We start from the raw sequence: 18,519 nt of genomic DNA, 5'->3' as shown, positions 1-18,519 counted from the left end.
AAATAACAAAAACCCCTGTTTCGCCGCTAGGGCAGAAACAAGGGGTTTTCTTCATTACTTCCATCTGTTACTTCACTGTCACTTTCACTGCCTTGCTTTCGCGTTTAGCAGCGTCCGTTACGGTTACGTAAAGGACAGCACCCTTCTTTTGCTTCTTGATGCTTGCTTTAAAGGTTCCTTTTGCGCTTACTTTTGCAGAAGAAATGACCTTTTTGGACTTGTCTTTCACTTTGATCGTTCCGTTCGCTACAGATTTTCCGGTTACCGCTGTGGATTTTGTCGTTACTTTATCCACTTTTGGCATATCCGGAGCCGGCGCTTTTCCCACCACTGCTTTCAGGGCTGCCTTTTCAGAGCCAGAAGCATTGGAGATGGCCACGTGAAGCACTTGTCCTGCTTTTTGAACCGGAATTTTAACGGCGAACGTTCCTAACGCCGGTACCGTTGTTTTTCCGAGCACTTTTTTGCCGTTCATCACGGTCACTTTAGAGCCTTTTGCAGCAATTCCCGATACTTTATCCATGTTATCAAGCACTGAGTTCACTTTTGCGTTTAGTTTAACCGCGCTAAGTGCACTAAACGCATCCAGTCTTCCCCAGCCAGATGCTTCATCATAGCCTGGAACCGGTTTTGGCCCGGCATCCGGTTCGTCATAATAACCACCGCTCGGTTTATCGACTTCACCAAAGCCGATTTCATCCGCACTTTGTGTGAGGATTCGTTCCACTTCTTTTGCTTTTAAACGAGGGTTTTCAGACAGCAAAAGACCAGCGACCGCTGCAACGTGCGGTGTAGCCATCGATGTTCCAGACATGTACGTCACGTTTCCGTTCGGCACTAGGCTTGGAATGTTGGAGCCTGGGGCTACAAGATCAAGGCCTTCACCATAGTTGGAATAGTCGCTGACAACATCCATATCATTGGTGGCGCCGACACCGATCGCGTACTTCGATGAACCCGGATAGCTGACCATGGAATCTCCATCGTTTCCAGTTGCCGCGACAATGGTCGCCCCTTTATCTGCCGCATATTTCAACGCATATTCAAGCACTCGGCTGTATCCGCCGCCAAGGCTGAGGTTGATCACCTTTGCACCTTTGTCCGCCGCGTATTTAATGCCCTTTGCGATCTGTTCGGTATCTCCTGATCCAGAAGCGTCAAGGACTTTAACCGGAAGAATTTGTGCCTTCTGATTGATTCCTGCCATCGAATAGCCATTGTCTGCTGCTGCAGAGATAATTCCGGACACGTGAGTCCCGTGGCCCATGTCATCCAATGGAGCCGCACCAGAAGTTACAAAGTTTTTCCCAAGGTCTTCACGCACTTTGTCCTTCAGGTCTGCGAGAGTATAATCTACTCCGGTATCAACGACCGCGATCAGTGTGCTGTTCAGGTTCGATTGGCCCGCCAGCTTTTTCATCGGCTCATAGCTGATGTCTGCCCCTTTGACGCCTTCATTTGCCCCTGTATTCTTCAATGACCACTGATCGTTGTATTGCACGTCATTGGACATGGAGTGATAATGCTGAACGGGTTCCACAAATTCAACACCCGGCAGTTTTGCAAGCTTGGCAGCCGCAGCTTTTACTGAAGCTGCCGTACTTTTTGAAGTCGTGCTGTATTTGCCAGAAGCATTCCCTCCTGCGGCGTTCACCACATACATGTTGCCCAGCACCTTATCTTCAGATTGGAATGCCGATTTGGCAGCGGATTGAATGCCGTACGTTTGAAGCTTGCTGTTGAGTGACTTGCTCGTATAGCCGTCTTTCATTTTAACAATGAGCTTGCTGGACATGTCTTTTTCGTTCTGTCCTTGAGGAACAAGTCCTGCTTTTCCTATAACATCGGACAGTTTCTCACCTGCAAGCGAAGAAACACCGACCTGTTCGCCGATTCTTTCAATATCACCTTTATAGCTGTCCGGCGCTGCGTTCATCACGATGTCGTACAGCCCCTTGATGGAGCTTCCGTCTTTCTTCGTGAGGACATACGTGCTTTGTGCCCCGTTCGCTGCCAATTCATCAAATAAAGGTTTCAATGCCACAAGGTTGCTGTATACATCCTCGCGAAGATCCTGGCTGAACACCATTTTTCCAACGAGGAACGGTGCGGTTTTATAATAAAGGGAAGACAGGGATTTACCTTCCTCCGTCTTTGAAAGCAAGCCGTCACGCAGCTGGCGAAGCTGTGTTAAAAGGGCTTTTCCTGATTCCTGCTGGCCGGCGCTCATTTCTACCGGACACTCTTCTTCCCCGGCCGATTCAACGGATGAAGGAAGTTTAAGGCCTTTATAGCCAATCTTGTAATTTACCTGTTTCGCTTCAGCGGCTGCCGGCGGATCATCAGGTGTATCTTCACCGAGGTATTCGACCTTTATGTAATACGGTCCCTGCCATGCGTACGGCACGTTCAGTTTCGCAGGTTTATCGGGTGTTTCTGGTGTCGTAAAGCTTCGGTACATACTGAAGGTTTCGTCATTTCCCGCTCTTTCTATGCTTGGATAGACAGAAATGTTTAAATTCGCATCACTAGTCAATGAAATTTGCATATGAGAATCTTTTTGGATATCCTGTTGATTCGGTGTGATCTTGTACCACTGTGTCTGTTCAGGCTGGTCGAACGTTCCATCCACCGTTTGGTCTTTTTCGAGCGGCGCCGCTTTTTCAAGGGACGATCCGCCCTCAGCATTCGCTACGCGTGCTGCTGCTGGAGAAAACATGCCGGCAATCAGCGCGAATACGAGCAATAAGGCTGTCAAACGCGATGTCTTTCTCATTCTCATTCCAATGCCTCCTTTGTTTATGTTAAAAAATAAATGGGCCCTTTTTTGCCCATAACGCTATTTAAACACATCCGGAAGATTAATAGGTAAAATCTTCTAAAATTTACAGAAAAACATTCTATCTACCTACACAAACGGTTCCATTTTCCTAAAAATGGCAATTTATTCTTACTCCATGACCAAAACTAGCAAACCATGTTTTTTATAAAAATTTACATTCTACTGGATAGCACGGATGCCAGTCCCTTCTATTGATTTTTATGGAAAAGTTTGCTTTAGTTAAATAAAGAATCATAACAAGAATGACGGAGGATCCGCCAAAGAAAGGAAACGATCACCTTGTTCATTACACTAACCATGCTCCTGATCGGACTGATCTGCGGTTTTGTCGGTGTCGGCGGAGCAGGTTTTATCATTGCTATACTCGTGCTTTTTCACATCCCCATCCATACCGCGCTCGGCACATCGCTTGCCGCCATGGCGTTTACAACTCTTTCAGGAGCGTACAGCCACTTGAGGGAAGGAAATATTTCGCTTAAAGCTGGTGTTTGGACGGGCGGATTCGGTGCCATCGCCGCTTACTTCGGTTCCAAGCTGTCCTCCCTCATCCCGGGTGAACATCTGCATTATTTGACGGCTGGCATGCTGCTGCTGTCAGCCGTCCTGTTTATCATGCGTTTCTTCATGATGACGCGCAGAGTGGATGAAGTGATCGATGAAACACTCGGCTATCCTACCCTTCTGATAAAGGCGCTTGTTCTCGGTATGACCACAGGCCTTTTATCCGGAGCGTTCGGCATCGGGTCGGCTCCGTTCATCCAGATCGGACTTATGCTGCTGTTCGGCCTGTCCATCCGCCAATCGATCGGAACGACAATGCTCGTGATTCTGCCGATCGCGGCTGGCGGCGGGTTCGGTTACATCATGGAAGGCTATCTTGATCTCATGCTGCTGTTCCAGGTGCTGGCCGGCACGATGACAGGGGCCTATCTTGGGGCTAAACTGACGAAGTTCGCACCAAAACCAGTGCTGAAAACGGCGATGGTCGCGACGCCGGTCGTCGCTGCCCTGCTCATATTGTTCGAGTAGCTGTTTTTGCGGGATTTTGCAGGAAAAGGGGAAAAGAGCGATTCTGAAGCGTTTGCTTCAGTCAATCACTCTTTTTTTGTTTGAGAGCGCAGAAAATTTGGGGGAACTTAGAAAACCTTCGTTAGTTTTTTGAGGAATACGCGTCAATCTCACACAAAAACACGCCAATCTATCGATTTATGTTCAATCTGTGGATACACGACAACATTCGACTAATCTTGACACAATCATTTGACATCGCAGCAGCAGCCATCCCACGGCACAAAAAGAGAGGCCCCCTGGGAACCTCCCTAAAACCTCTATATTAACTTGCTGACATCGAGATAGCCTTTGCCTTGAGTATTGCCCGGAAATCCCCAGTCTTCGGCGCTATCCAGCAGCTTTTCTTTTACCTCATCCGGTGACAGATCCGGATTCTGCTGAAGAACGAGTGCCGCCGCACCCGCGCAGATCGGCGTTGCCATGGATGTGCCGGAAAGTGAGCAATAATCCTCATCTACACGGCTGCTCTTTGAGAGCTTGTCCAAGTAAGAACCAGGCGCACGGAGTGAGACAATGTTAACGCCCGGCGTCAAAAGGTCGGGCTGTGTTAAGCCATCAATCGTTGGTCCTCTGCTCGAAAAATCGGCAGGAATATCATCGCTCCGATCTACCGTATTGAGATCGTCCATCGCACCTACCGTAATGACTTTTGGGCTGATTCCAGGACTGGAGATGGTATTATCATCCGGGCCTTCGTTACCGGCAGCAACACAGACAACCAGCCCCTGCTGCCATGCTTTTTCGACTATTTTTACGACTGGATCCTCTGCAGCGGGCTGTGTCGCCTCGCTTCCAAGAGACATGGAGATGATTCTAATGCCATACTTGTCTTTATTATCGATGCACCATTGCACACCGGCAATAACAGCAGACAGTGAACCAGAGCCCATCTTGTCCAGCACCTTTACACCAACAATATTGGCTTCCGGTGCAGGACCTTTGTATTTTCCATCTGACAAGAAGCCGTTTCCAGCCGCATCCCCCGCACAGTGTGTGCCATGCCCGTTATCATCATAGGCATCTGTTTCTTCGTTCACTAAATCCTTGAACGCTGTGATGCGGCCTTTGAGATCGTCATGGGGATAGATCCCAGTATCGACAATCGCAATTGTCACATCTTTTCCGGTGACTCCGGATGAATTCAGGACATCAGCCCGAATGGAAGGTGAAGCTTTGTCCAGCAGTGCTTTTACTTCGCGGTCATGATGTATTTTTTTAATATGAGTGCAGTTATTTAAAAGGTCCTCTATCCCATTGGCAGTTATTGTCGCAGCACAAAAGGGAATGCTTGTGAACTGATGATGGACCGCACACTTGCGATGTCCTGAAAGGATCTGATGAACCTGTTCCAGCCCTAGGGTGCAAGCGTCGCCTTCTTCATAAAATTCAATGATCACCGGCAGTTTATTTCTCTTTTTTAATCGGTTTTCGAGCGTGCTGTGAAGAAAACAAGGAACTTTTTTAAACGGCCGATATAGATTTACGAGCTGTAAACGCATCGACCGGTCCAGCTTATTGGCATGCTGGCGAACCATTTTTACCATAGAAAAACCAAACACCGTTTTTTCCCCCTTTGTTTAGAAGTTGTACTATTCTATGAAAAGTACTGAAAAGGGAAACGGTGTTCGTCCAAGCTTTTACTAGATTTGTCGAAAATGATAGAAGTGCCCTCTAATAGACAGCTAGATAATCTTATTTTTTCGCAGGATCCTTCGGCCCATGCCCGCGCAGAATCTGAAGGAGGATATAGATCCCCCGGTTAATTTCAGGTTCTCGGAGCGCTTTTATCCATCCGAAAACCCTGCATTCTTTACCGCATTGTATAACTTGCAGTGAGATGGTCGATGCCTTCAAGGAGCATGCCTAGCCATACTATTAAACGTGGGATGTTATGGAAGATGGTAGAGTTCGGTCTTTGGATGGCTCGTATTCAACTGCCAACGATCGTGCTGTTTGGAGATTATTGCTGTTCAGCATGGCTAAAAAAAGCCCGGCTCACTGTGAACAGTGGACCGGGCTTTTGTGAATTGGGCACTTTAGCAGGTGTTCCTCTTCTACGTGCTTACACCGCTTGCTATCCTTTAAACCGGTACGAGGGCTTGCCTGCCACGCCTGGTTTACAGCGAAACAGTCCGCCGGCGAGCGGCTGCTTCTTAAGATCTTGCTCACTCAATTCTTTTCTTGCCGTGGTGATGTACAGTTCATCCAGCTTTTCACCGCCAAAGATGCAGCAGGTGACGTTGGAAGCTGGAACCTCGATTGTATCCAAAACTTCCCCGTTGGAGGGATCCACCCTGACCACACCCCAGCCGCCATAAAGGGCGATCCACAGCATTCCTGCTTCATCGATCGTCATGCCATCAGGCGCACCTTGTTTATCCGTAAAATCAATAACGGTTTGCCCCTCGCCTAACTCACCTGTTTCTTTGTTATAACTATAGGCCTTCACCTTCATGGTCGGGGTATCGATGAAATAGAAAAGGGTTTCGTCCGGGCTCCACGCCATGCCGTTGGAGATGGTCAAATCGGTGAATATCTTTTCCACCTTTTTATCTTGATTGAGTACGTACAGCGAGGCCGCCCCTTGTTCCTCATCGAATGCAATCGTTCCGGCTAAAAAACGTCCCGCCGGGTCACACTTTCCGTCGTTAAAGCGGTTCTCGGGAAGACGAGCCTCGGGATCCGCGATTTTACTCATACGCAAGGATTCATTCCCACCAAGTTCCAGATCATAAAACCCATGATGAGCTGCCAGCAGAAAACCACCGGATTCCTTAAAGGCCAGTGCCCCAGGATATTGATCGAGCCGGTATTCTGTCCTTTTTCCGGACTTTGGCTCAAATACATGAATGCATTTTCCGTTTATATCCAGCCAGTACAGCTTGCCTTCCCGTTCATTCCAGATCGGTCCTTCCCCAAGCGAGGCTTTTGCATCGTGTATCAAGTCCACTCTAGCTGTCATGGCGGCCATCACCCTGTTACTTCGGAAACGCATTTTTCAATCTCGGAAAGCTCCACTCGCCTGCCTTCTTTATGAGAGAGTGCAGCGGCTTCGTTCACCAGCGTCAGGCCCCGGATGTCTTCTTTCGTGATGGCAGGAGCCGTATGGCTCGTTATCGCGGCGACCCATTGCTCCATCGCTGAAGGCAACGCTTCTGGAAGCTGATCGGACATGATGACACCTTCTTTTTTTACCCGGTCACTGATCAGCTCTCTCGGCTCTCGGTTTTCCGTCAGCAAGGTTCCTTCGGTGCCGTATAATTCCAGCTGATCCGGACATCCGTAGGAAAGAAATCCTGTCTCAATGGTTCCGAGCGCGCCTGATTCAAACTCAAGGATGACGACTGCATTGTCATCCACGTCATAGCCGTTGGTCTGCTGCAGACGTGCGGTCACTGCTTTTACTTTTCCACCTAAGCGGTTTGAAAGATAGATAGGATGCGCCCCAAGGTCGATCAGTGCCCCGCCGCCTGCTTCTTCTTTATTAAAGAATTGCCCAGGAAGCCAGCCATTCCTGCTTTCCTCTGTAGGAACTGCACCATGATGGGCCACTCGGCAGCGGATCGATGTCAGTTTCCCGAGGCATCCCTCATCCAATATTTTTTGTGCGTAAAGGTAGAAGCGTTCGGTAAGCCTTGGCAAGGAAACCATCAATTGAACGCCCGCCTCCTCCGCCGCAGAAAAGATTTCATCGCATTCCTTTACGGTCGGAGCAAGCACTTTCTCCGTAAAAATATGCTTGCCGTGGTTTGCCGCAGCGATAATGATCTCAGTGTGAGCGGTGGTTGGAGCTGCCACAATTACTCCATCGACCGATGAGTTGGACAGCACCTTCCCCAGGTCGGCCTCAAACGGTACGCCAAGTTCTTCCGCCCACTCTTCTCCCCGCTCTCTGTCTTCATCCCAAACGAGAGTAATGTTGATGCCTTTGTTTTCACTTGCTTCCTTCGCGTAATCCGCCGCATGAACATGCCATTTGCTTAATAGTGCCACATTGATCATCTTTTCCAGCTCCCTTTTATGTATGAATAAGTATGAATGTTACCGTACTCCTTAATTCCCTATATCCCGACCCTGAAAACGGGGCGGCCAATTATTACCGGTCCATTTCCATGAGCCGGCTCTCCAATTTCTTCCTCTCCTCCCCTTTTTCTTTAAAAATACGATATATGGTGCCAGGCACCACCATTATGCTTTCTTTTTTGCTCTTTTAATAGGCGGGCCCTAGCAGCAGGATCGGACAGAGGAACTGGAAGGTATTCCAGCTGTTCACGAAAAAACACAAATAAAGGTGCCAAGTATGAGGATCCTTTCTTTCCTACTCGGCATCGAATTTCTGAACGTCTATTCGATATGCTGTATATTTTTGAGGGCTTCCTTTCTGCTCAGCGGCTGCAGTTCCGTAGCGTTCACAAACTCGACGACGAAACCGGGGTTCGTCTTGGCGTATTCCCTCAGCGCCCAGCCGATGGCTTTGCGGATAAAGAATTCTTTATTCTCCTTTTGCTGTTCAATGACATATTTCAAAATGTCTTCATCGGTCTCTTTTTTATACCCGAGCTGATAGAGAATAGCGGTGCGGTTCAGCCACATGTTCGGTGAATGGATCCACTTCTCCACCAGTTCCTGTTCACGATGCTTGAACGATTGTATGTAATGGCCCATATGGTGCTTGGCGATGTGATCCACCGTATCCCACCATGACTTTTCAGTGATCGTTGCCTCCAGTGCTTGAAGATCATGTTCCTGTATGTCCTTTCTCAGCTTGTCCACAAAAAACAAGCCCGCATACTGCATTTCTCTTTCCCTGTAGTTCCAGCATTTTTTCGTCAGCTCCGGGATGCAAATATCCGGCAACCCGTACATTTTCACATGATTCCTGATCACCTCTTTCATGATCGGTGACTTTAAGCCGTAGAAGGCAAATTTGTTCTTCATGTATGCCTGCATCTTCACAGCATCCGCCGCGTTCTGCCTGCTCCGTATTTCTTCATGCAAGGTTTCAAGATATGTCATGGCCATTTCCGTTCCCCCTCAACAGTTGTTCCCTAAATTATAACAGAAAGGGTGCCTGGCACCATCTTTTGATAGATGTCAAAATGCGGTGCCTGGCACCCTAGGTGAAACTGGCCTGTATGACGATTACAGCTGGGAGCTGGTAAAAACACTTATGGCATTTCCAGAGGTCATTCAAAAAAGCCTCAGACTCTATGAACCTTCCCAGATCGCCAAGTACTTGATTGACGCAGCACAGGAATTTAACGCGTTTTACAGCCACGTCAGAGTAGTGTCTCACTCGTCAAGGCCGCAGCCATCGTTTTAAAAGAAGGTTTGCGCCTCCTCGGCATTAAGCACCCGAACAAATGTAAGGTTTACCCACTCTCTTTATCCCCTGGATAAGAGAGTTTTTTTATGTTGAGTAACGATTCCGAAAAAAACACTTGCATAAATGAACATAAAGTAACATAATTGAACAAAAGATAATGATAAGGATGAACAACATGCTGCCGTTAGAACGAAAACTAGAAATCTTAAAACGAACCGATAAACAAGGAAAAGTTCAAATTGAACAGCTGGTAGAAGAACTCAACGTTTCCGGTATGACGATCAGAAGGGATCTGGCCCAGCTGGAAAAAGAGGGCAAGCTTATCCGGACCCACGGCGGGGCTGTTGCAGTGAATCCGCTCATCCCGGAAACTCCCTACCAAAACAAGTCGATGACAAGGATGAATCAAAAACATCTGATCGCCAAGTATGCAGCAGGTCTGATTCCGGAAGGGGCACAGATTCTTTTAGACTCCGGAACAACAACTCTGGAGATTGCCAAAGTGATCAAATCAAGAGAAGACTTAACGATTGTGACCAACGATTTGAAGATTGCCGCTGAGCTCATTGAAAGCCCGTCGGAGGTCATTTGTACAGGGGGCACGCTGCAGCGGGGAATCGGCTCGTTCGTTGGCCCCCATGCACAGGACCTTCTCCATCAGATCCGAGTCGACCTTCTGTTCATGGGTACACACGCTATCAATCTGGAAAAGGGCCTGACTGCCCCTACGATGGAGAAGGCGCTGATTAAGAGATTGATGACTGCCGCCGCCACAACTACATGGGTCGTGGCCGACTCCCAAAAATTCAACAAAAGCTCTTTTGCTCAGATATGTTCACTGGAAAAGGTAGAAGGCATCATCACCGATGCAGAGTTAACACATGAAGATACTGTGCGGTATGGAGAAGTGACCTCCATTTATACCGTAAAAGACAGCGAGGTGAATCATGGATGAGAATTGCAGTGATCTCGGATGATCTGACAGGCGCCAACGCGACAGGAGTACTTTTAAAAAAACAAGGCATATCAACAGCCACCATCCTGCACGGCTTCTCCCCTCAAACCGCCTATAACTATGACGCGATCTGCATTGACACAGACAGCCGCTACACACCGAAGCACGTAGCGTACCAACGAGTTTCAGAGCTTATCGGCAGTCTGTCCGGACAGGGCGTAGAGCTGTTTTGCAAGCGCATTGACAGTACCGCCCGGGGAAACATTGGCGGAGAAATTGACGCTTGCCTTGATGCCTTGGGAGAAGATTCCGTTGCCGTTGTTTTGCCGTCCTACCCTGTGTCAGGCCGTACGACCGTAGGGGGCTACCTGCTTGTATACGGCACCCCTGTCCAGGAAACGGATGTGGCTAAGGATCCGCAAGCGCCGCTGAACGAGTCGCATGTTCCTTCCATTATCAGCAGACAAAGCTCAAAGCCAGTCGCCACTCTGGAGATGAGTGAAGTGCTGCAAGGGGCGTTTAAACTATCTTCCCTTCTCCAGCAAAAAATAAATGAAGGCAGCCGGATTATCGTAGCCGATGCCGTGAACGAAGAACAGATAGCAGCTGTTGCCAAAGCGATGGCATCCCTTGATCAAACGTTCGTTCCAGTCGATCCTGGACCGCTCACTGCTGCATACGTAAAGGAAAAATACAACGATGCTCCCTTCACACCGAAAATCCTGCTTACGATCGGCAGCTGTACGAAGGTAACCGGAAGGCAGATCCATCATCTTGCTGAAAACCTTCCGCTGCATACTGTCACGATCGATCCGTTAAAGCTGGCTAGGGATCAGGATGGAGAAAGAGACGAAGAGATCGCAGAAGGAGTGGAGGAAGGGCTAAGATTGCTGGAGGATCAGTCTGTCGTGCTGGTGACAACCTTCCAGAAGGATGCCCCGCTGCTCGATCTTCAGGCACTTGCCAAAGAGAAGCACACAACCGAAGCATCGCTTGCCAAGAGAATTACAGACGGCCTTGCGATCGTCAGCCAGAGGATCATCCAAAAAAGCAGAACGAGCATCTCGGGATGTTTTTCAAGCGGGGGAGATGTGACCGCTTCCTTGTGTGCCGCAGGAAAAACGCACGGCATTCAGCTGCTAGACGAGGTCTTTCCGCTGGCCGCCTACGGAAGGTTTATCGGCGGCTACCTCGACGGACTGCCTGTCGTAACAAAAGGCGGCATGGTAGGCAGTGAATCTGCCATTACAGATTCTGTTTTATTTTTACAGCGGCAGCTTACAACAAAACCACACGAAAAGGAGATATTATCATGACACAATCCAATGCTAAACCAATCATTGCCATTCCTATGGGGGATCCAGCCGGTATCGGACCCGAAATCAGTGTAAAAGCACTTTCGAAGAGGGAAATCTATGACCTTTGCCGCCCTGTTCTGATCGGAACGGCCTCTGTTGTTGAACAGGCGATGACCTTTACCGGTGTATCTCTTCAGCTGAATCCCATCAAGGATCCTGCGGAAGGAAAGTATGAATTCGGAACCATTGATATCGTCAACCTTGAGAATGTAGACATCAGCCAGCTGGAGATCGGAAAGGTCCAAGCGATGTGCGGCCAAGCTGCTTTTGACTATATTGAAAAGAGCATTGCCTTCGCGAACAATGGGCAGGTCGACGCCATTGCCACCACGCCGATCAATAAAGAATCCTTGAAAGCCGCGAATGTTCCGTATATCGGCCATACCGAGATGCTTGCCGGCCTCACACAGGTGGACGATCCGTTAACGATGTTTGAAGTGCGCTCACTGCGTATTTTCTTCCTGACCAGGCACTTGTCATTGAAGGATGCGATCGGCCAGATTACCGCTGACCGGGTGCATGACTATTTAGTCCGCTGTGACGAAGCCCTTCAGCGTCTCGGCATCGAGGAACGAAAAATTGCCGTAGCTGGCCTCAACCCTCACAGCGGTGAGCATGGTCTGTTCGGCTCCGAGGAGCTGGATGAGATCGAACCGGGAATCGAGCGTGCAAAGCAGGAGGGCATCAAAGCATTCGGCCCCGTCCCTGCGGATTCCGTTTTCCATCAGGCGCTCCACGGCAAATATGATGCGGTTCTCTCGCTCTATCATGATCAGGGGCATATCGCTGCTAAGATGACGGACTTCGAACGAACGATATCGATCACGAACGGCTTGCCGTTCCTTCGTACATCAGTGGACCATGGTACGGCGTTTGATATTGCTGGCCAAGGCATCGCGGGCTCTGTCAGCATGGAAGAAGCGATCAAGCTTGCTGCTCAATATTCTGTTCACTTTCGTACACAGAAAGTTTGAATTTGAAAAACGAGAGAGGATCAACGCCTCTCTCTTCTTTTCAAAAATTTAAATGTAAACGGTTTCTTATACCATTTTAAAATCAGGAGGGGTTAAAAAATGGCTTCAGCAAAATGGGGTAAGATCATACCCGTCGCGTTTGTCATGTACATGCTCGCTTACATGGACAGAATCAATATCGGCGTTCTCATGCCGTACATTCAAAAAGATCTGGACATTTCTGCGTCAGCTGCCGGAGATATTGCAGGAATTTTCTTTGTCGGTTATTTAATCCTGCAGATTCCGGGAGGCATCTTGGCCACGAAGTGGTCGGCGAAAAAATTTATTTTCATCCTGATGATCCTGTGGGGACTCGCCGCGATGGCGACTGGCTTCGTTCAGACGGAGGGCCAGCTGAAATTGGTGCGTTTTCTTTTAGGTGTTGCAGAAGGCGGAGTCTGGCCGGCTGTGCTTGTCCTCCTCGCCAATTGGTTTACGCTGAAAGAACGCGCAAGAGCGAATGCGTTCTGGATGGCCTGCCTTCCCGTTTCTGCGGTATTGATGGCTCCCCTGTCAGGCGTACTGCTTAAACATTTTGACTGGCAGACGGTTCTGATTTTGGAGGGTGCTCCCCCGTTGATCTGGGCATTTGTCTGGTATGCTCTTGTCAAAGATAAGCCGGCTGAAGCCAAATGGATGAGTGACCAGGAACGAAAAGAGCTGATGGCTGAGCTCGAAAACGAGCAAAAAGGCGCTGTCAAGTCAGCCGGCTATGGCGCAGCATTCAAGAACACGACCGTATGGGGACTCGTCGTGATGTATTTCTTCTGGATGACCGGCTTCTACGGCTATACCTTATGGGTGCCTAGCGTCGTCGGCACGTTTACGAAGGACTCCGCCATTATGGGCTGGCTGACAGCGGTCCCTTTTACATGCGCACTCATCGGGATGGTTCTTAACTCTTATTGGTCTGACCGGCGCATGAATCGCGTCCAGCACGTGGTCATTCCTTTGCTGATCGGTGCTGGTGCAATGGTTGCCGGACAATTTGTGGAATCCCCTGTCCTTCAGATGATCTTGCTATCGATTACAGCGATTGGTGTCTATGCACCATACGGGCCGCTTTGGGCGATTCCTACAGCTATCATTCCTGCTGGCATTGTCGGAGCAGCTCTCGGCTTGCAAAACGCAATCGGCAACCTCGGCGGCTATAACGGTCCAAAGTTTGTCGGGCTGTTTAAAGATTTAACAGGCAGCTTCCACGCGGGATTCTATTTCCTGGCTGCTTCACTCGTACTGGCAGCGATTATCACCCTGATCCTTGGAAGGTCCATTCAGACCAGCCAGAAGGTTTCGCCAGGCTCTTCAAAAATGAATAAGATCTCGTAGCCTAATCGTTGTTTCAGTGCTTCGTTTTAAAAAGATAGCCTTTTTAAATCGGAATCGTTACATTCGGAACGATATTGGAGAAGTGGAAAGCCCCGAAGAAAAGCCAAAATGGCTGTTCCTTCGGGGCTTTTTCGTTAATGCAGCAGCTGCTGGACCGTCATACGATAAAGGGCCAGTCCCACTAGTTAGCGCAAACTTTATTAAAACAGCCGGCCTTCTTTTGTTTGGTTCCCCTCTATCCTTAGTGAATGAATACTGTGGGCTGCAGTGGCTTGAAATGTTCCTTGCTGGCTTGATGTAAAGGTTTGCTTCCAAGTAATATTTTTCCGGTCTCGCCATTCAATGGCTAAAGACCCCTTCTCCACGAGGATGTCATAGCGAAGAGTACGGAATCGGCATGTGTAAAGCACATCGAGTATTTGGCCTGCAGATCCGATAGGATCGCTTACGTTGCTCCGTCCATTATTCAATGGTAAAATATATCCATTTTTGTGACGATATTTATTCAACGGCATCCTTTGAGCAGGTACACTGCCAATGAAACCCCATAAAAAAAGAAAAATTGAAATTTACTAAAATCTTTTGAATTAACCCTTGAAATTTTATATAGGCATGTTATCATCGAATAATGTATTCGACACCGAATTCGACATTAAACGACATGGAGTAAATATTCACAATATTCTAATTCGGAGGTTTTTTTCGTGTCTAACAAAGTTCAGTCTTCACATACATTGGTTATCGGCCTTATGTTATTTGCTCTTTTCTTTGGAGCGGGCAACTTAATCTTTCCGGCGATGCTCGGACAAACCGCAGGAAGCAATGTTTGGATTGCTACCGCTGGTTTCTTGATCACTGGAGTCGGTGTACCGCTGCTCGGCGTTTTCGCTTTTGGTATATCCGGAAGCGACGACCTCCGGGCGATGGGAAATCGTGTACACCCGTGGTTCAGTGCCGTCTACAGTTTTGTTCTTTATCTGGCGATCGGCCCGCTCTTTGCATTGCCAAGAGCCGGAAGTGTTTCGTTTGAAATCGGCGTTAAGCCTTTTTTGCCGGAAAACAGCGGCCATTTGCCGTTATTGGTTTTCACGGTCATCTTTTTCAGTATCACGTGCGTACTATCGCTCAATCCATCTAAAATTGTGGATATTGTAGGCAAGGTTTTAACACCGATCAAGCTTACCTTTATCGGAGTATTAGTGGCAGCTGCTTTTATTCATCCGATCGGACCGATTTCTGCGCCAACGAAGGATTTTGTCCAAAACTCTTTCTTTAAAGGGTTTCAGGAAGGCTACCTGACGATGGACACATTGGCGGCTTTCGTTTTTGGCATCATCATCATCAATGCCATCAAGGAAAAAAGGGGAAGCGATAAAAAAGTCATCGCAAGAACGTGCGCGAAAGCAGCCATTATCGCAGCTGCAGTATTGGCGATCGTATATACTTCTTTATCTTATATGGGAGCTTCCAGCGTTTCGAAGCTTGGAAATTTAAGCAATGGCGGAGAGGTTTTATCCGCTGTAGCCAATTATTATTTCGGCTCACTCGGAAATCTATTTTTGGGACTGATGATCACGGTCGCCTGTCTGACGACGAGTGTTGGACTGGTTACCGCATGTTCGGCTTATTTCCACAGCGTTTTCCCGAAAATTTCGTACAAGACACTGGCCATCGTACTTTCAGCGTTCAGTGCATTAACCGCAAATCTTGGTTTGAACGAATTGATCGCAATCTCAGTACCGGTTCTCACCGCGATCTATCCGCTGGCGATCATGCTCATTTTCTTAAGCTTTGCCCACCATCTTTTTAAAGGGCGTGCTGAAGTATATCAAGGAAGCTTGCTGCTTACCTTTATCGTTAGTTTATTTGATGGATTAAATGCAGCCCACCTGCCGATCGATGGTGTAAATGACTTTTTCACAAGCGTCCTCCCTCTCTACGACACAGGGCTTGGATGGATTCTTCCCGCGATCGCGGGGGCTCTTATAGGCTATGTTGTTAGTCTTCTAAGATCGAGTGGCAAGGTTCTTCACTCTCATAAAGAAACCAGAAAAGTATCTTAAACTTAATTTGTAAAAAAAAGCTGAATGAGCGTTCTCATTCAGCTTTTTTGTGTTCATTTCACCTGTGCGGCGCACCCTCTGCGTAATCAGAAGTCGTAAAGGCGCCCACTGGAGGCATTTGTTCCTGACTGGCCGATTGCCCTCCTCCGCTTATATAGGCATTGGTTGAAGCTACCCATGTTCCATATTCTCCCGCAAGCATCGAAGTTGGTTTCATGGAAAGACGCCCGTTGATCAAATAATGGCGGGTTGAAATCGGTGGATCATCATAGATGAACAGATTTCCTGCAAACGTGGCATAGGGTGAATCAAATGAGATCTGCCTTGAATTTTCTGTCCAATAGCCCTGAATCGGTATAGGGGCTCCCCGGAAATTGATGGTGCCATTGATTTTATTGCCTTCAATGGAGTTGAACACGACTGTTCCCCAAATGAGCGGCCTGCCGCCGACCTCCGCACTGACTCCCCATCTCGATGGGACTGGTAAGGTTATCATTGCGCTAGCTCCCCTTTATGTTTAAGAAATTCAGTCTTCTTGCCAGTATATGTGGCGACAGGGGAATGGCTCATCGCTCGAAAAGTGATTTACTCCTGACGGATCAGCAGCTCTCCCGAACCCATGATCACGCTGCGGCCTCCAATTCTAACTTCCTCGTATTCCCTTTCTTTGCGAACCGTAATATCAATGATGCTTGGTCTCCCCATTTCAAAGCCCTGTTCACTTCGAATACGATACATTCCTTGTTCACTTTGGACAATATCCGTATGCTCAACAATATAGGCGCCTAACGGTCCGCTTGCTGCCCCTGTCGCAGGATCTTCAGGTATCCCCATCGCCGGAGCAAACATCCGGCTGTGAACAGTGGAATCCTTCATTTCGGTTTCCGCTGTAAATGTGAAGATGTGCTTCGTTGAAGGGCTTTGACTGAAATATTTCTCCCAAATATCTGTCCGGAAGTTGATGCGTTTCATGGCATCGAGCGATCGAACAGGGATAAATAAGAAGGGGACTGCGGTTGATACCGTTTGGATCGGCCATCCACCATTTAAATCGTCAGGGGAAAGAGAAAGCAATTGTGCTGCCCGTTCTCTGTCTTCAAAATATTCTCCGAACTGTGGCATCGGCTGGTTCATTTCAACGGTTAAGACACGTCCTTTGTCGATATGGACGGTAACGGGAATATCACCGACAACTTCTTCAAATACCCACTCATTCTTACCTTCAGATGCGGGAAGCATTCCCTGGTCAGCCAGCACATAGCCCGTCCCCAGGGTCGGGTGTCCAGCCATCGGCAGCTCCATCTCTGGTGTGAAAATACGAAGCTTTTTATCGTTTGAAGGATTGCTGGGCGACAGGACAAATACAGTTTCCGATAGATTCAGCTCTCTTGCGATTTTTTGCATCATTTCTGTCGTTAATCCGCCGTCATCCTGAAAAACCGCCAGCTGATTTCCGCTGAAAGGCTGGTCTGTAAATACATCTACAAGCGTATACGTTAAAGGTTTCATCTTACTCCCCCTAGTGGTTTCTTGCTCTCATCATATGTTCACCATTATCATTAATCAAATGAATGTTTATAATAAACAGCATGAAAAATATTAATGTTAGGTGGGGATTGGTTTATGACATTGCTTCAGTATGAGGTTTTTAAGACCGTCGTAGAGACAGAAAGTTTTACCAGAGCAGGGGAAAAACTCGGTCTTACTCAATCGGCGGTCAGCCATGCGATCCGGGGATTGGAAGCAGAATTGGAAATAACGTTAGTAAACAGAGGGCGCACCGGCATAACGTTAACGAGTGAAGGAAAGTGGATGATGGAATACATCCAGGAGATTTTGGATCTCACCGAACGGATGAAACAAGAAGCAGGGCTGCTTAACGGTTTAAAAGTCGGAACGATCCGCATCGGTACATTTCCAAGCGTATCGGCTAGCCTGCTGCCTTCGATCTTAAAAAATTTTCATCAGGACTTTCCGGGTATTCAAACAAAGATCTACGAAGGGGGATACGAGGAGATCAGGCAAATGATCACTTCAGGAAAGATTGATATCGGTTTCCTCACGTCTTCTGCCTCAGATCACCTTGATTTTATTCCGATTATGGAGGATCACCTCAAGATCCTCCTCCCTGCCGGCCACAAGCTGAAAAGGAGAAAAAGAATCAGCATCCATGAGATGAGCAATGAGCCTTTTATCATGCCAAAAGCCGGCTGTGATGAATTGATCAAGGAGCTATTTAAAGAGAACAAAATCCAGCCCCCTATCTTTTGCGAAATTGCAGACAACCAAACGATTATCGCTATGGTGGAAAACGAGCTGGGGGTCAGCATCGTCCCTGAACTGGTTCTGCAGGGTGGTGCCAGAACAACCGCTGCATCCGTCGCCATCAAAGAAAGCTGTTACCGAACCATCGGCTTAGCCGTTCACTCTCTTGACAGGCGGTCACCGGCAGCTGATGCTTTCATTCAACTGGCAAAAAAATCTATTTCTTAAGGCTGCTTTAGTTCTTATCTCCCCTAATTAAACGATATAATAAATTCAATCCTATTTTGTAAGAGGTGG

17 protein-coding genes are annotated in these 18,519 nt (G+C 48.0%); 8 read left to right on the top strand and 9 right to left on the bottom strand.

All coding sequences use genetic code 11. The features are described from left to right. Window positions 1-67: 67 nt before the first annotated feature. A complete protein-coding gene (locus tag QYF49_RS01420) occupies window positions 68-2,782 on the bottom strand; it encodes a S8 family peptidase (protein WP_290397855.1) in 2,715 nt (904 codons plus the stop codon). A gap of 339 nt (window positions 2,783-3,121) precedes the next feature. Here QYF49_RS01420 and QYF49_RS01415 point away from each other — a divergent pair, with 339 nt between their 5' ends. Then, window positions 3,122-3,871, top strand: coding sequence for a sulfite exporter TauE/SafE family protein (locus QYF49_RS01415; RefSeq protein WP_425589530.1), 750 nt, complete (start codon window positions 3,122-3,124; stop codon window positions 3,869-3,871). Window positions 3,872-4,170: 299 nt separating this feature from the next. Here the strand turns inward: QYF49_RS01415 and QYF49_RS01410 are convergent, their stop codons facing one another. The 5 genes from QYF49_RS01410 to QYF49_RS01395 form a co-directional block, all read right to left on the bottom strand. After that, window positions 4,171-5,472 (bottom strand): S8 family peptidase, encoded by a 1,302-nt coding sequence (locus tag QYF49_RS01410; RefSeq protein ID WP_290397854.1) that lies wholly within the window; start codon window positions 5,470-5,472, stop codon window positions 4,171-4,173. Between the two features lie 133 nt (window positions 5,473-5,605). Continuing rightward, on the bottom strand, window positions 5,606-5,767 hold the full coding sequence (locus QYF49_RS25620) for a DUF1641 domain-containing protein (protein ID WP_354005783.1): 162 nt from the start codon (window positions 5,765-5,767) through the stop codon (window positions 5,606-5,608). Between the two features lie 220 nt (window positions 5,768-5,987). Then, on the bottom strand, window positions 5,988-6,875 hold the full coding sequence (locus QYF49_RS01405; protein ID WP_290397853.1) for an SMP-30/gluconolactonase/LRE family protein: 888 nt from the start codon (window positions 6,873-6,875) through the stop codon (window positions 5,988-5,990). 8 nt (window positions 6,876-6,883) lie between these two features. Further along, a complete protein-coding gene (locus tag QYF49_RS01400; RefSeq protein ID WP_290397852.1) occupies window positions 6,884-7,915 on the bottom strand; it encodes a Gfo/Idh/MocA family protein in 1,032 nt (343 codons plus the stop codon). A 342-nt stretch (window positions 7,916-8,257) separates the two neighbouring features. Further along, entirely contained in the window at window positions 8,258-8,935 is a 678-nt protein-coding gene (locus QYF49_RS01395) for a DNA alkylation repair protein (RefSeq protein WP_290397851.1), read from the bottom strand. A gap of 148 nt (window positions 8,936-9,083) precedes the next feature. Here QYF49_RS01395 and QYF49_RS01390 point away from each other — a divergent pair, with 148 nt between their 5' ends. The 5 genes from QYF49_RS01390 (at window position 9,084) to QYF49_RS01370 (ending at window position 13,894) form a co-directional block, all read left to right on the top strand. Continuing rightward, entirely contained in the window at window positions 9,084-9,236 is a 153-nt protein-coding gene (locus tag QYF49_RS01390; RefSeq protein ID WP_290397850.1) for a DALR anticodon-binding domain-containing protein, read from the top strand. A gap of 178 nt (window positions 9,237-9,414) precedes the next feature. Continuing rightward, complete coding sequence (locus tag QYF49_RS01385) at window positions 9,415-10,194, top strand: DeoR/GlpR family DNA-binding transcription regulator (RefSeq protein ID WP_290397849.1); 780 nt, start codon at window positions 9,415-9,417, stop codon at window positions 10,192-10,194. Next, the gene (locus QYF49_RS01380) at window positions 10,191-11,510 is read left to right on the top strand and encodes a four-carbon acid sugar kinase family protein (protein ID WP_290397848.1); all 1,320 of its coding nucleotides are present in this window, start codon (window positions 10,191-10,193) and stop codon (window positions 11,508-11,510) included. Before QYF49_RS01385 ends, QYF49_RS01380 begins: the two co-directional genes overlap by 4 nt. Then, window positions 11,507-12,526, top strand: a complete 1,020-nt coding sequence (pdxA, locus tag QYF49_RS01375) for a 4-hydroxythreonine-4-phosphate dehydrogenase PdxA (protein ID WP_290397847.1) — start codon at window positions 11,507-11,509, stop codon at window positions 12,524-12,526. Before QYF49_RS01380 ends, pdxA begins: the two co-directional genes overlap by 4 nt. 99 nt (window positions 12,527-12,625) lie before the next feature. Next, the gene (locus tag QYF49_RS01370) at window positions 12,626-13,894 is read left to right on the top strand and encodes an MFS transporter (RefSeq protein ID WP_290397846.1); all 1,269 of its coding nucleotides are present in this window, start codon (window positions 12,626-12,628) and stop codon (window positions 13,892-13,894) included. Window positions 13,895-14,094: 200 nt separating this feature from the next. Here QYF49_RS01370 and QYF49_RS01365 read toward each other — a convergent pair whose 3' ends face one another. Beyond that, window positions 14,095-14,403: a hypothetical protein gene (locus QYF49_RS01365; RefSeq protein WP_290397845.1), complete on the bottom strand. Its 309-nt coding sequence runs from the start codon at window positions 14,401-14,403 to the stop codon at window positions 14,095-14,097. 195 nt (window positions 14,404-14,598) lie between these two features. Between QYF49_RS01365 and brnQ the strand changes: the two genes are divergently transcribed. Further along, on the top strand, window positions 14,599-15,957 hold the full coding sequence (brnQ, locus tag QYF49_RS01360) for a branched-chain amino acid transport system II carrier protein (protein ID WP_290397844.1): 1,359 nt from the start codon (window positions 14,599-14,601) through the stop codon (window positions 15,955-15,957). Window positions 15,958-16,015: 58 nt separating this feature from the next. On the opposite strand, the gene QYF49_RS01355 is transcribed toward brnQ, so the two are convergent. After that, window positions 16,016-16,453 (bottom strand): hypothetical protein, encoded by a 438-nt coding sequence (locus tag QYF49_RS01355; RefSeq protein ID WP_290397843.1) that lies wholly within the window; start codon window positions 16,451-16,453, stop codon window positions 16,016-16,018. Between the two features lie 89 nt (window positions 16,454-16,542). Next, on the bottom strand, window positions 16,543-17,466 hold the full coding sequence (locus QYF49_RS01350) for a PhzF family phenazine biosynthesis protein (protein ID WP_290397842.1): 924 nt from the start codon (window positions 17,464-17,466) through the stop codon (window positions 16,543-16,545). A 114-nt stretch (window positions 17,467-17,580) separates the two neighbouring features. On the opposite strand from QYF49_RS01350, the gene QYF49_RS01345 reads away from it, so the two are divergent. Beyond that, on the top strand, window positions 17,581-18,450 hold the full coding sequence (locus QYF49_RS01345) for a LysR family transcriptional regulator (RefSeq protein ID WP_290397841.1): 870 nt from the start codon (window positions 17,581-17,583) through the stop codon (window positions 18,448-18,450). The last annotated feature ends 69 nt before the right edge of the window (window positions 18,451-18,519 follow it).

It is taken from the genome of Fictibacillus terranigra (genome assembly GCF_030412265.1).
GTDB lineage: Bacteria > Bacillota > Bacilli > Bacillales > Fictibacillaceae > Fictibacillus_C > Fictibacillus_C terrinigri.
The sequence above is the reverse complement of the archived record's forward strand: the minus strand, read 5'-3'. Positions and strand labels throughout refer to the sequence as shown.